Below are 13,029 nucleotides of genomic sequence, written 5' to 3'. Positions count from 1 at the left end.
CCGCTTTTTCGCTGAAACATGGGAAGCGCGCGAGCTGCAATTGTCCGCGTAGGGACACTAATACGCCCGAATTTTGGCATTCCTCAAGCGGGCGTCGTGAAAGTGCATCCCGGCGGATGCATTCGTCCTCCCCATGTCTCGCCACCCTCAAGTCCGCTCGTCGCACGAGACGCGCGTGGCTTCTGTCGCAGGTGCAAACATGGACATCGAACCTCGCCTACGCGATACCAGCAAAGCAAGTACGTCGGCCGCATCACGTCGTATCCCAGCGCGAAACCCTGTCACTCCATCCGGCCGCGGATTCCGGGCCAAATTCTTCTCGGCAAAGAACAATCGGCTTATCCGATGTGAAAGCCTTCTTGAATTTGACTGTCTTCACCTGTTCGAATTCGCTCGAGGCGTGGAGGGATTTGTCGAGCAGCCGAAGACCATCCGATATCGACTAGGCAGCCAGTCACGAACGTACACGCCAGACTTCGCTGTCGATTGGACTGATGGCCGACGCTGGTTTATAGAAGTGAAGCCAGCTGAAGTACTCGCGGAGCCTCGCAACCAGGAAAAATTTGACCGACTCTCGGATGTGTTTCGGAGCCACGGAGATAAATTCGTAGTTCTTACAGATATCCAAATTCAAAGATCGGTCAGGCTAAAGCAAGTCAAGCGCTTACTCCAAGTTCGTTACGGGAAATGGCTGGACGGAACGGCCGATGCCGCCACTCCACTGCGCTTAGCGAATCGAACCATCGCTGAAGCATTACGCGTTGGATCGTCCGGACGCGCGATCTTGCATCGGCTTGCATCGCGCGAGCTTGTGTGCTGCTTGGACGAAGAGATCACAGGCACGACGCTTTTGCTTCCCTTCGAGGAGAGCCATGATGCCGAACTATTCGCTTAAAGTCGGAGAATTTTTCTCGCTAGAACAGAAAGCCTACCTGATCGAGCATGTCGTTGGCGAAGTGGTTCACGTTGTAGCGGCGGACGAAGGTAGCAGGTCAATCTATCAGATCGACGTGTTGCTATCGCACTTTGCAGAAGGAAGGCTGAAATTTTTAACGCGCGAGGAGCTTGAATGTAGCCCGGCCGACTCGGTAATCAAGCCAACCATCGAGCGCAGCCTCTCAAATTTTCCACCGCGAATCCAGCAACTGGCGCTGAGAAAGTGGAAATACCTTAACGCCATTTGCCCAGACGGCCGAATGGGCTTCGCACGTCAGGAGCTTGCCGAAATGCTCCATCGAGCTTGGACCGCGCTTGGCCCGAACGATGGGGGGGCATGCCCCCCATCGGTGCAAAGCTTTTACAGATGGCGAGCCAAATGGGTATGGTCCAAGTTCGATATTCGGGCACTCATCGATAAGTGGGAGCTACGAGGGCGCAGGCCGAAAGCATTGCCTGAGAAGCTGTCGGAGCTGATCGACCAGGGTATCGAAAAGATCTACCTCACACCACAGCGCGAGTCAGCTCGTGAAACGCTCGACTGGGTCCAGTTGCAGATCGAATACGAAAACAGGCGTCGAGCTCCAGTAGACGCTCTGCCACCTGTTAGCCGGCGAATGTTGAACCGAGCCCTTTCTCGCATCGACCGATACGCCGTCCTCAAAGCGCGTTATGGGGAGCGGTATGCCCAAGAGGCGACGCGCATATACGGGAAAGGTCCAGCGTGCACGCACCCTCTTGAGCGGGTCGAAGTCGACCACACGCCTCTCGACGTTCAGGTGGTTGACTCAGTGACGGGGTTGTTGCTAGGTCGCCCATGGATCACGGTAATGATCGACGGTTATTCGAGGATGATCGTGGGTATGCATATTTCGTTCCGACATCCGAGCGTGCGCTCAGTCCTTCGTTGCCTCAAGCACGCGATCTTGCCGAAGACGTATCTGAAGGAACGATTCCCCAAGATCAGCGGAGAGTGGAGCGCATACGGTCTCATCCAGGAGCTTGTGTGCGACAACGGTCTCGAGTTTCATGCGCAAGACCTGGAGGCAGCGTGCGCGGAGCTCGGGACGCACGTCATCTACTGCCCCACACGCTCACCCCAGATGAAGGGCCGTATCGAGCGCTTTCTGAAAACACTCAACTACGGGTTCGTCCATTTGCAGCCCGGAACAACCTTCGCCAAATACGACAAGCGACACGCATACGATTCAGACTCGACGGCCGTGCTCACCCTCGAGGCTTTGCTGGAAATCATCCATCGATGGATCGTCGACGTCTACTCGGTTACGTTCCATCGTGGAATTCAATGCACGCCAAAACAAAAGTGGGACGACGGTGTGCGGACTTTCCCACCCCGTCTACCGCCCTCCGCAGATATCGTTAATGTGTACCTTGGGAACAGCTACAAGCGACGGCTTACCAAAAACGGGATCGAGGTTCATTCGCTGCAGTATGCGTCGCCGGCACTTCAAGACCTCCGACGTCGGTGCGGCGACATTGACGTTTGCATACGAACAGACCCGGACAATCTGGGTTCCATCTTTGTATTTGACGAAGAAGCCCAGCGATACATAGAGGCAAAATCCACCTCGCCTGAGTATGCCGAAGGCATCACAGCGGAGCAGCACCGCTCTATGTTATCGAAAGCGCGCAGCGATTACGCATCGTCTCCGGTGCGACTTGGTCTGCTAGCCGCAAAAGCTGCATTGCGCGTCGACACGGCGCAAATCATGGAGGCTGGCCGTTCACCGAGAGGAAAGCCAAAGCGCGCGAAAGCTCCCAAGACTGACCGCGAGCTTATGGTCCAGCTCGAGGAGACGAGGCAGATCCAGCTTCCTCTGGAGCCCGAATCGGACGAACCGTCCCATGAAGACCGACCGCCCGAGGATGTAAATGGCGACGGTGAAGTCCCGCTCTTTCCGGTCCGACGTGGGGCGGGATTTGCGCAAGCATCTGAAATTGCCATGCGCTCCGATCAGTCCTCCGATCGCCCACGAGCCGAATTCGGACAGGAGCGCGCCCGATGAGCGGAACAACTTGTGCCGATGCGATCGAGGAGCGGGAGCCGTTATCACTCGTACAACCCCTTAGTACAGGTCCCGCTGAGGGAACACCGGAGCTTGTGGCCGGCGTTCGAAATACACTTGTCGAACACCCCGCATTCGCGGCTGGAATTGCAGCCATCCAACGATGTCATCGCATGGGGCGGTTTGGGCTTGAGGAGCCTGGGTGTCTCTTGGTTACGGGGGTTTCCGGGAGCGGCAAGTCAACGCTGCGAAAAGAGTATGCGAGGCATCATCCGCGCCGGGAGACCGAAGAGGGAACGGAAATCCCGGTCCTGGATCTCGAGTTACCAGCACAGCCAACGATAAAGAACGTCGCCGAACGCATCCTTCTAGAATTGGGTGACCCTCTGTTCACGCGCGGGTCTGCGGAAGCCATGACGTCACGAATCGTGACGTTGTTCAGGAACTGTAACGTCGAACTTGTGATCCTCGACGAGTTCCAGCACTTCATCGACCATTCCAGCGAAAAGATTGAAACACGGGTCGCCGACTGGCTCAAGCATCTCGTGAACATTACGAGGGTCCCATTTGTGCTCATGGGATTGCACCGTTGCCGCCGTATTCTGCAAAGTAACGAACAGCTACGTCGTCGCTTCTCTCGACAGATTGCGCTTGAGCCTTTCGCCAATTCAGATAAGAGGTCGAGGCGCATTTTTGACGGACTGATGCGCTCAATCTGGACGAACCTACCTGTGCCACCGGCGCCCCAACTGGTCGGCGACGGCGACCATCTCGACAGAATCCATTTCGCGACGTATGGCCTGATGGGATACATCATGATGCTCGTGAGCACATCAGTCGAGATTGCTCTGGATGAGAAGCGTCCCTGCATCGATCAGGACATACTCTCGCAAGCCTTCGTTGAGTCCATCTGGCCAGACGCGCGCGGGCACCTCAATCCGTTTCATCCTCGCTTCATCTGCAGACCACTCACCAACGCGGGGGAACCATTCTTTGGCTACACGCGCTGAACTTGTCGGACAACGTTTTATCTTCCGTCCTCGCCCAGCTAATGACGAACACGTGTTGAGCTATCTACTCCGCCTTGGGGAGATGAATGGTTACACGGGTCGAGCCGCGCTTCCACGGTTTACTCGATCGATGAAGCTGCGACTTCTGAAAAGAGACCAGATGGCGGCAGTCACACAACTTGTCGAGCTAGAGGAAAAAATGCTGCTCGAGCTTCTTCACCGGCACCGGCATGTTCCTAACGCACATTCGCGTCCTAGTTACTTCGCAATACGTTGCTTCTTTCGCGAGCCGCATACTTCATATTGCCCACAATGTATCCGCGAACGAGGAATTTTTAGAGCAATTTGGAACTTTCGCGCTGTCACTGTTTGCGAACAGCACGGTTTGTGGCTCGTCGAGCAATGTCCTGGATGCTCAGAGCTTGTGGGCTGGAACCGGCCTAGATTGAGGTCGTGCCAATGCGGCTTCGACCTTGGTCAAGCAGAAACGACACCAGCTCCGATCGAGGCGGCATTGATCAATAAGCTGCTCTTGACGAAGCTCATCTGCTCAGCGGAATCTGATCTGCTTGAGCAACAGCTCTTTTGCGACGATGCCCGGCGAATGAGCGCTCTGGAATGGCTAGCAGTTTCCAACTTTCTGGCTACGATCGTTGGGCGATCGCTTCACTTCCACCCGACTACTAGAGCTGCCCTCGGTACAGAAAGAAGCGCCACCCTCCTAGCTGCGCGGCTGTTCGTGGATTGGCCGACAAATGCAATGCGGGAGTTGAACAGGAGTTCGCAGAGCGAGACGGACAAGTGGCAATCGCCACTCATCTCGTTTCATCAACTTTCTTCTCGGGTGCCCGCCCGTTACACGAGCGGCCGACGCGGGGTACTGTCGCTCCCATGTTTTATGAGGAGATTGCTACAAAGCTATACCGATGCCCTTACTGTGCATCGACAAGGACTGGGGCTCGCGATCAATCCGAGCCGTGTGGTTGCCAGCGACGACGGGACCCTTGGTGTACAGCTACGGGGCAGGACGAATACCAACGCATCCGCAGCTTCCGGCGACCTGGAGTTTATTCCATTGCCTCTTCTGGTCCGGGGAATTCGGGACTCGAATATTGTGCTTCACAACAATCGCGAAGTTGAACAACTCATCGGCGCAACACGCCTTCAACGCGCTGCACTAGTTCGCAGTGGGTTCCTGCGCCCCGCAGATGGTAGGCAGTTCGTGCTGTCGTCAGAGGTTGATCGCTTTCGGCAATGCCTACGAGAGAACACTACGGTCGCTACTGACCTTCGCAATATGGTTCCGCTCAGCGCACTGTCACCACGGGGGCGCGAGATGCTGGGACGAGTGCTCACGGCCGTTATGGCGGGACGCGTGCCACTTTTCCGCCAGTTCGAGGATAGTGTGAGGCTGGATTCGTGTTTCGTCAAAAGGAGCTCGCTTGCCGGGCTCGTGAGGTAGCAACGTGGCCATGCTCCTCGTTCGTTTCGCGCCAATGCCAGGCGAAAGCGCAACGGGTTACCTGCTTCGCCTGTCAGAGGCCAATGGTTTCTCGTCGTTACTAGATCTTGATTTTCTAGCCTCCCTCGAGCATGGCGTTGATGGCGTCGCTAGGGTCAGCTCAATGCTCCATGGGCTGTCGCTGAGGCCGCTCCGTGGACAGGTGAGTCACTTTCGCCATCTCAAGACCGCAGATCAAGGTGGCCTGAACATGAAGTACTGGAACGGCCGCCGACCGCGCTACTGCCCCGAATGTTTGGCAGAAAAGTCATACTGGCGTGCAGCTTGGGATTTAACACTGATGGTGGCGTGCCCGATCCATCGCGCACGTCTACGCGACTCCTGCCCTGGGTGTCATCGATCACTATCATGGAAGCGGAGCCAGATTTCCGCGTGCAATTGCGGCCGCTCATTGGCAGATGCCCCGTCGGAAGGCGCTGACAACGCGGCGATTATCGTCAGCGCCTACGTGTCTTCAGCGCTGAGAGATATGACAGCGCCGAACGAGTCCCTTCATCCGCCTGACATCTGCCTGCTAGTGCTCCCCGACTTACTGTCGCTCCTCATCCTTTTAGGGGGATACGCATCTGGCAATGGAAGGAAACCGACCAAGATTGCTAACCTGGACGACGTCTCGGTGGCAACTGTTGTAGCGAGCGCTGCCGGGCGAGCGCTGATCGACTGGCCACGGGGCTTTCATGAACTGCTTCGCAAGGTTGGCCGAAATGGCGGCTCCGACGAATCATGCGCGCGTCTGACATCACGCTTCGGATACTTTTATACTGCCTTGTACAAGCGTTTTGGAGGCACCCAGTTCAACTTTTTGCGTCGCGAGTTTGATTCGTTTGTTCGGGGCGAATGGCTCGGTCAGTTGGCGGAGCGCAATCGTCGGTTGTCAACGGAGACCAGGCGTCAACACGCATGGATTCCCATCACGTCGGCGGCGAAGCTGCTGGGGGTCAAACGAAGCACGGTTGTGACATTGATCGAACAAGGTGCACTGCGGGGCCAGATGCATACGACCGTATCTGGCCGGACATCGGGTACGGTAAGCAGGTGCAGCGTCGATGAGTTCCGCAACGAGAAAGCAAAGTGGATGACGCTCACCGAGGTGCGAACAATGCTGAAAATTTCACGCAGGCGCGCTCATGCTTTGCTCCATTCCGGCGAACTACGGCCGATCGGGGGCCCATCGGTTGACGGTTCTGCGGTATGGACGTTTTCTGCGACAGAAGTGATGTCGATGATTGCACCAACATTTGTGACAACGTCGACCGGCGAGCACCCGGTGGTCGGTATGGACGGCAACCAGAACGCAGGCGGGAAATGGAAGATATGAACCCAGATGGTCTGCATCCATGTGAGCTGCTAAGGACGATCGACACGCTTTATGAACCCGACGTCCGACATGGATATTTTTCTCGTTTCGATAGCACCATTGGAAATTTCCGGCCGGGTACCGCAGCCGAGCATCTCGAGGAGGTAGCATCGTTTACTCTCGGCGCAGACGTGCCTCAGTCGATTCAAATCCACTTCGAGACCGCAAAAAATCTCTATGCGTACGCATGGTTCGTCTATCGCTTCCATCCTGTAGCAGAACAGCAAGCGCTGACATCGTTGGAGTTCGCGCTACGCGAGCGGTTGGCCGCCGAGATTGGGCAATCGTTGCCGGTGGAGGCCAAACTACCACGTGGTCTGAGCAGATTGCTTAAACAAGCACTGGAGCGAGGAGCGATATCGAACGATAGATTTTCTTGGACGAGGGAACGAGCGCTGCGGCGTGCCAGACAGCGAGCCGAACTCGAACAAATTCACGAGATGCAGCGCTCCGGATTGACGACCTGCAAAGTCGACCACTCGAATGTAGTGCCGCTGCCGGAGGATTTTGACGACTGGATCGAGATATTCATCGACACACTGCCCAAAGTTCGAAACATGTACGCACACGGTTCGGGTGCCCTTCACAACACGGTGTTGCACACATTCGAAATCGTCAGTGAGCTGATCAACCAACTATTCGTTCCGGCACGGTAGCGAGTCGATTCGCCACTAGCAGTGCAGTAGCAGCAGCGAGCATTGATGACGCTGCCGAAAGCTGCCGAGCAATCACGTTCCGATTCTTTCGCCGAGAAACTGTAGATATGCTTGTCTTCCTCGATACCGAGTACACCGGCCTTGGCCAACCTACCCCGAAACTAATCAGTCTGGGGATGGTGACGGAAGACGGACGCAGGGAGTTTTATGTCGAACTCGAAGATACCTGGAAGCCTGAGGACTGCTCCGCCTTCGTTCAACGCGAAGTGTTGCCGTTGCTCAGTGGGTCGGCTATGTCCCTGTTGCAAGCTCGCCTAAGCCTGCTCGCATGGTTCGCCGCGTCTCCACGTGTAGTGCGGGCCGCCTGCGATTCGATGACGGATTTCCGATTTCTTTTGGAGATGCTCGGCGAGTCGAAACCGCTCAACCTAGCGGCGGTACCGTTCGACCTCCGGCCGCTAATCGATACTTCGGTGTATCACGATGCCGTAATGGCGCACTATTCGACAGACGACCGCGAGCATCACGCGCTGGTAGATGCGCGTGCTTATCGTAAAGGCTGGCTGGCATGGATGGATGCGCGCAAGGCGAAGCCACTTCATGCCGACGATCGGTGAAATCTCAAACAGTCGTCACTGACGAGCACCGTACGTCTTTTGAAGTTCACGCACGTACCTCGACACTGCGCTTACAGATGTAAAGCAGGCAGCTGAGCATCGGTTACGGCTTGGCGAGAGTGGCATTGGCCGTTTGTGGCGGCAGACGAATTTGGTGCTACGATTAAACATAGCCACGAACTAATTGCATTGGACGGTGCATTGCCGGTAGCTGGATCATGTACAAAGAGATAGAAAAGGTATTGAAGAAAGAGCCGGGGATAAAAGCTCGCGTGATCGCAAGCAAAATTGGCGAGGACAAGAGTGCAGTCAGCGCGTACATGCATGACCATCCGGAGCTGTTTGTGCAGGATGCCGCCTACGGCTGGTCGTTGGCGAAGGCTGGCGAACTTCGCATTGAGCTACCTGCTGGGAAATGGCTAACCGCGGACTTATTTGAAGATGCGTTGGCGTCGTCTGACTCCGCGCTCGTTAGTAAGTGCGAGCACGTAGTGTTCGTGCTCGCGAAGGATAGCAAGCTTCTTCTGGAGGCCACGGCTCGCCTACTTGCTCTTTGCAATCAACTGGTACATGCCGAGAAGAAGGTCTCCGTCGACTTCAGTGATTGCCACTCCACACTCGACTATTTCAACCGAATTGGCTTTTTTGACTTCCTCGATCCGTCGATCTCTATTATTCCTTCCAGGCCGGAGATGTCGAAAGCCGGCCTGTACAAAGGCGGCAATAACGGAGTCGTGGAAGTGGCGATGATTGATCCTGTCTCGCCTGATGAGGATATCCCTGGTCGTCTGCAGAAGAGCTTCGTTAGCTGTGCGGGTGCGCAGTATTCGGTAGGGGCCTTCACCGTGCTTTCGGAACTGTTTGGCAATGTGAGGGACCACTCGGACTCACCGATTCCCGGCTTTGCGGCGTTGCAGTTTTATCCAAGGAGCCGCCAGCCGCACATCCAGGCGGTCATATCTGATAGTGGCCGCGGAATTTTGGGGACGCTGGCACCCGTACTCGAAACCCGATACCCGAAAGTTGCGACGGCAATCCGCGCGTCGGGCCTGCACCCTGGTGTGGCACTCATTCAGGAGATTTTCCGGAATGGCGGCATCAGCAGCAACGAAGACGAGGCACGCGGCCTCGGACTGAAGAGGAGCGGGGATGTAGCCTACAAATTCAATGCTCGTATCTCGGTCCGGCAAGAGACATTCGAGGTCAAGGTCCACTACAACAAGCACGGGGACCTCGAGTTTTCTCATCAACTCGATTTGCGCGAGCTTCGTGGCACCCACGTCTGTTTCGACTTTTTGCTTGACGGTACCCGATGACTCTCTTTAAATTACGCGGATGAACCAGACTGCCCTCCGTGTCAAGCTCCGCGATTTCACCACGACGTCCCAACCGTTTGGGAACGTCCAAGGGAAGGAAGTTTACCAAAAGCTTTCAGAATTCATTAGCAAGCATCCCGACGCGTGTGTGCTCGGCATTTCGTTGGAAGGGATCGAGGCAACAGACGCGTCGTTCCCGCGCGAAAGCGTGCTTTCGGTTGCCAAGCAATTCCGGCGAGAGAGAGGACTGTTTCTCGAACATCTGGACGATCGCGATCTGATAGACAATTGGAAGTATGCCGCTCAGGCAAAGGAGCAGCCGCTAGTAATCTGGCGAGGCGACTCCTTTGAGGTAATTGGCCCGGAGATGAGCTCTTCTAGCCGGGAATTGCTGAACTACGTGCTGAAACACCGATCCGTTCTAGCCTCCCAAGTGGCTGCCGACCTTGACCTTTCCGTCCAAAATGCGAGTACCAGGCTGAAAAAGCTGGTCGACGACGGCTACATTCTGCGCGTCGAGGACATCGCCAGCAGTGGCGGTATCGAATACAAGTACATCGCTATCCACTGATTCTGGTTAAACTGCTTGCATGAAGCAGAAATGATGTGATACGCTTGGTTCCGTGTCCGCTCCAGATGTGCAGGCCAGCTTAAACAGCATCATTGAATCAGAATTGGATGCTCAGGTCCGCGCTCGGTTAGAGGGGATGGATGCCTTATCCACCCAAACGTGAAAGGGATTGAGCATATGGAAACCCAGCAGAGCTTTGATGGCGCCGACGAGCGCTCCATCAACGAGCCTAAACGCATCGAAATCGTTGTCAATGGTCGCGAAGTCGAGGTCAACGACCGTAACGTGACATTTGAACAACTGGTTGCAATCGCATATCCGGGCGAGCCGCCGATGCCCAACATCAAGTATTCGATTACCTACCGCGGGGTCGTTTCGAAGCCCCATAGCGGTGAACTGGCTGCTGGCGGCAGTGTTGAAGTAAAAAATGGGAGCATCTTCAATGTCGGCCGCACTGTTCAATCTTAATTCCGACCTCAAGCGTCTTCGCGAGGACGGGTATGCCATGCGCATCACGGGAGGGTGTCTCGTGATGCACGAGGTTCCCTACGTTAACGCGCGGCGCGAAGTGAAGCTCGGCACGATCACGTCCAGTCTCTGCCTGTCGGGAGATATCACGCAGAAACCCGAGCCCCACACCGTCGAATTCTACGGAGAGTTTCCTTGCAATGCCGACGGAACGCCAATCCAAGGCATCACACCTGGAGGGGCAATACCGCCAGATCCGCTGGTGCTTGGAAAGCACTTGCTTTCGAGCAAACCGGGACCGCAGGAGGGGTATGCAGACTACTTTCAGAAAATGTCCACTTATGCCACGATCGTGGCCGGTGCTGCGGCAGTTGTGAAGCCAGGTGCCACGCCGCGCGTGTACAAACAGCCCGACGTCGACGAGGATAGCGTATTCAACTATCTGGAGACTGCATCGGATCGCGTTGGGATCGGGCATCTTACCGCCCAGCTGGAAAGCGAGCACATCGCAATCATTGGTGTAGGTGGCACCGGCTCCTACGTACTCGACCAGGTCGCGAAAACACCGGTGCGCGAGATTCTGCTGATCGACGGCGATGACTTTCTTCAGCACAACGCGTTCCGCGCCCCGGGAGCGCCTTCAATAGAAATGCTCCGCGACTTGCCGAAGAAAGTGGATTATCTCGCCAGCATTTACTCGAGAATGCATCGCTACATCTTGCCGCATGCAGTTCAGCTTGATGCGAGCACGGCTAACTTGCTTGACCGCATAACGTTCGCTTTCCTATGCATGGATGCGGGCGAGTCGAAGCGCTTCGTCGTGCAAAAGCTGGAAGCTCTTGGAACCCCGTTCATTGATGTCGGGATGGGTCTGGAACTGGTCGACGGCACGCTCGGTGGTATCTTGCGCGTTACCGCCAGTACCCCCGAAAAGCGGGAACACGTCAGGGAGCGCGTCTCGTTTGAAGGCGGAGGTAATGAAAATTTGTATGCGTCGAATATCCAGGTCGCCGACCTGAATATGCTCAACGCCGCCCTCGCCGTCATTAAGTGGAAAAAGCTCAGAGGCTTCTACCGCGATCTGGAGAGCGAGCATCACTGCACATACACGACAGACGGCAACATGCTGCTGAATGCGGAGCAGACATGATGCGCTTCAAGCAGCTCGAACCCCGCTTCGTTAAAAGCATCCCTCGTGAGTTGGAGCCAGGCGTCCTTTACGTATCGATGGAGTACGGCACAGTCGTTCACAGCTGCTGTTGCGGTTGCGGCCACGAAGTAGTCACACCATTGACGCCGACCGACTGGTCGCTGACCTTCAACGGTGAAGCAATCTCGCTTTGGCCCTCCGTTGGTAGCTGGAATCTGCCGTGCCAGTCGCACTACGTGATCAAACGCAACAAGGTCATCGAAGCGAGCCCCTGGGATAGAGCGAAGATCGAGGCCGAGCAACGTCGGGATAAGGTGGCCAAGGCGAAGTTCTACGCGCAAATTAATCACCGAACCGACAGCTCGCAAGTTCCAGTGGCAGAAGCGGCCGCGGCGACTGTCCAGGAACAGCATGCTGAGAAAAGCGTCTGGGCGAAATTGCGCCGGTGGCTTCTGGGGTAGCCGAACCACCGCGCGAGAGTATGCAACTTGCGATTTCCGTGATCGACAGAGGTCGATGCAGATTCGCCTCCCGAAGCCCGGGCAGTAACGGCCAATGCCTCACGTTAACTGGAGGCACAAAATAATGAGGAACGGAATGGTCACTGGCAGCTGGAGTTTTCTATCTCCCATCATCAGCTTTGCACTGGGTACCGGCTACGCCCGCTGGAATGATCGCCGCCGCATCAAGTACTGTGCGGACGGCGAAACCGTCATTCACAAACGCGACGCGCTAGATGGCTTGGTCGTGTCCCATAACGGCGAACCCGTCGACCGAATCACCAGATCTCTCGTTTCGGTGTGGAATTCTGGTAAGGGGCCGATTAAGCCCGACGACGTGGTCGCCGATAACCCTTTGCGAATCACTCTGGGTGACGATGGCAAAATTCTCTCGGTCAAAACCGTTCACCGCGATGATGATGCAGTGAAGGTTGCTGCAGTTCCATCGGATGATTGCAGCTGGAGGATCGAATTCGCGCATTGGGGGCAAGGCGCAAGCGTGATCTTCGAGGTCATTCACACGTCGTCTACACGAGTGCCAAACGTCGTCGGTACCGTCGATGGATTTCAGCCTGTTAAGTCGCTCGGCCGGGTTACGACCGGCGCCTTCCTCCCTGTTGGCCGAAGGCGCTTATATCGACTGGCCCCTATGCTCGCGGTCCCTCTCTTCGCGGTCGGTGTTTGGATTGTTATGTCGTTCAAACTGACGCCCGACCCAAAGACAATTCTCGGTCTGCTCCTCATTACCCCTGGGGAATTTTTGCTAATCGTCTTTGGAGTCGAATTTCTAGTGAATCTACGCGTGCCTCGCATTGTCCGCCGGTTTTCCATCGACAGCATCAGCAAACAATAACCACCGTGCGCACTGGGTTTCGCCTCGCAAAACCCGAGCACCGTCA

At 55.8% G+C, this 13,029-nt stretch carries 13 protein-coding genes; all 13 read left to right on the top strand.

Annotated elements, in window-relative coordinates; all coding sequences use genetic code 11:
* Window positions 1-199: 199 nt before the first annotated feature.
* The 13 genes from WJ35_RS29975 (at window position 200) to WJ35_RS31195 (ending at window position 12,983) form a co-directional block, all read left to right on the top strand.
* Window positions 200-895 (top strand): TnsA endonuclease N-terminal domain-containing protein, encoded by a 696-nt coding sequence (locus WJ35_RS29975; protein ID WP_176300938.1) that lies wholly within the window; start codon window positions 200-202, stop codon window positions 893-895.
* Entirely contained in the window at window positions 873-2,963 is a 2,091-nt protein-coding gene (locus WJ35_RS11390) for a DDE-type integrase/transposase/recombinase (protein ID WP_080484300.1), read from the top strand. The genes WJ35_RS29975 and WJ35_RS11390 overlap by 23 nt, the downstream gene beginning before the upstream one ends.
* Window positions 2,960-3,973, top strand: a complete 1,014-nt coding sequence (locus WJ35_RS11385) for a TniB family NTP-binding protein (RefSeq protein ID WP_080484299.1) — start codon at window positions 2,960-2,962, stop codon at window positions 3,971-3,973. The genes WJ35_RS11390 and WJ35_RS11385 overlap by 4 nt, the downstream gene beginning before the upstream one ends.
* 82 nt (window positions 3,974-4,055) lie before the next feature.
* Entirely contained in the window at window positions 4,056-5,435 is a 1,380-nt protein-coding gene (locus tag WJ35_RS32730) for a TniQ family protein (protein WP_418219568.1), read from the top strand.
* 10 nt (window positions 5,436-5,445) lie between these two features.
* The gene (locus WJ35_RS29965) at window positions 5,446-6,813 is read left to right on the top strand and encodes a TniQ family protein (protein ID WP_080484296.1); all 1,368 of its coding nucleotides are present in this window, start codon (window positions 5,446-5,448) and stop codon (window positions 6,811-6,813) included.
* Window positions 6,801-7,508: a hypothetical protein gene (locus WJ35_RS31200; protein ID WP_155121895.1), complete on the top strand. Its 708-nt coding sequence runs from the start codon at window positions 6,801-6,803 to the stop codon at window positions 7,506-7,508. Before WJ35_RS29965 ends, WJ35_RS31200 begins: the two co-directional genes overlap by 13 nt.
* A gap of 107 nt (window positions 7,509-7,615) precedes the next feature.
* A complete protein-coding gene (locus WJ35_RS11375; RefSeq protein ID WP_069239179.1) occupies window positions 7,616-8,125 on the top strand; it encodes a 3'-5' exoribonuclease in 510 nt (169 codons plus the stop codon).
* Between the two features lie 218 nt (window positions 8,126-8,343).
* On the top strand, window positions 8,344-9,441 hold the full coding sequence (locus WJ35_RS11370; RefSeq protein ID WP_069239178.1) for a hypothetical protein: 1,098 nt from the start codon (window positions 8,344-8,346) through the stop codon (window positions 9,439-9,441).
* Window positions 9,442-9,460: 19 nt separating this feature from the next.
* Complete coding sequence (locus WJ35_RS11365; RefSeq protein ID WP_069239177.1) at window positions 9,461-10,012, top strand: winged helix-turn-helix transcriptional regulator; 552 nt, start codon at window positions 9,461-9,463, stop codon at window positions 10,010-10,012.
* Between the two features lie 177 nt (window positions 10,013-10,189).
* Window positions 10,190-10,480, top strand: a complete 291-nt coding sequence (locus WJ35_RS29960) for a multiubiquitin domain-containing protein (protein WP_080484294.1) — start codon at window positions 10,190-10,192, stop codon at window positions 10,478-10,480.
* Window positions 10,455-11,630, top strand: coding sequence for a ThiF family adenylyltransferase (locus WJ35_RS11355; protein ID WP_069239175.1), 1,176 nt, complete (start codon window positions 10,455-10,457; stop codon window positions 11,628-11,630). Before WJ35_RS29960 ends, WJ35_RS11355 begins: the two co-directional genes overlap by 26 nt.
* Window positions 11,627-12,091 carry a DUF6527 family protein gene (locus WJ35_RS11350; RefSeq protein WP_069239174.1) on the top strand — a complete coding sequence of 155 codons (465 nt, stop codon included), beginning with the start codon at window positions 11,627-11,629 and terminating at the stop codon, window positions 12,089-12,091. Before WJ35_RS11355 ends, WJ35_RS11350 begins: the two co-directional genes overlap by 4 nt.
* Before the next feature lie 136 nt (window positions 12,092-12,227).
* Window positions 12,228-12,983, top strand: a complete 756-nt coding sequence (locus tag WJ35_RS31195) for a hypothetical protein (RefSeq protein ID WP_155121894.1) — start codon at window positions 12,228-12,230, stop codon at window positions 12,981-12,983.
* The last annotated feature ends 46 nt before the right edge of the window (window positions 12,984-13,029 follow it).

This window comes from Burkholderia ubonensis, from assembly GCF_001718695.1.
Lineage (GTDB): Bacteria > Pseudomonadota > Gammaproteobacteria > Burkholderiales > Burkholderiaceae > Burkholderia > Burkholderia ubonensis_B.
The sequence above is the reverse complement of the archived record's forward strand: the minus strand, read 5'-3'. Positions and strand labels throughout refer to the sequence as shown.

Coding starts and splice junctions, on each gene's coding strand:
- WJ35_RS29960 (WP_080484294.1), top strand. CDS start 10,190: ATGGAAACCCAGCAGAGCTTTGATGGCGCCGACGAGCGCTCCATCAAC.
- WJ35_RS11375 (WP_069239179.1), top strand. CDS start 7,616: ATGCTTGTCTTCCTCGATACCGAGTACACCGGCCTTGGCCAACCTACC.
- WJ35_RS11385 (WP_080484299.1), top strand. CDS start 2,960: ATGAGCGGAACAACTTGTGCCGATGCGATCGAGGAGCGGGAGCCGTTA.
- WJ35_RS11350 (WP_069239174.1), top strand. CDS start 11,627: ATGATGCGCTTCAAGCAGCTCGAACCCCGCTTCGTTAAAAGCATCCCT.
- WJ35_RS11390 (WP_080484300.1), top strand. CDS start 873: ATGATGCCGAACTATTCGCTTAAAGTCGGAGAATTTTTCTCGCTAGAA.
- WJ35_RS31200 (WP_155121895.1), top strand. CDS start 6,801: ATGGAAGATATGAACCCAGATGGTCTGCATCCATGTGAGCTGCTAAGG.
- WJ35_RS29965 (WP_080484296.1), top strand. CDS start 5,446: ATGCTCCTCGTTCGTTTCGCGCCAATGCCAGGCGAAAGCGCAACGGGT.
- WJ35_RS29975 (WP_176300938.1), top strand. CDS start 200: ATGGACATCGAACCTCGCCTACGCGATACCAGCAAAGCAAGTACGTCG.
- WJ35_RS31195 (WP_155121894.1), top strand. CDS start 12,228: ATGGTCACTGGCAGCTGGAGTTTTCTATCTCCCATCATCAGCTTTGCA.
- WJ35_RS11355 (WP_069239175.1), top strand. CDS start 10,455: ATGTCGGCCGCACTGTTCAATCTTAATTCCGACCTCAAGCGTCTTCGC.
- WJ35_RS11365 (WP_069239177.1), top strand. CDS start 9,461: ATGAACCAGACTGCCCTCCGTGTCAAGCTCCGCGATTTCACCACGACG.
- WJ35_RS32730 (WP_418219568.1), top strand. CDS start 4,056: ATGAATGGTTACACGGGTCGAGCCGCGCTTCCACGGTTTACTCGATCG.
- WJ35_RS11370 (WP_069239178.1), top strand. CDS start 8,344: ATGTACAAAGAGATAGAAAAGGTATTGAAGAAAGAGCCGGGGATAAAA.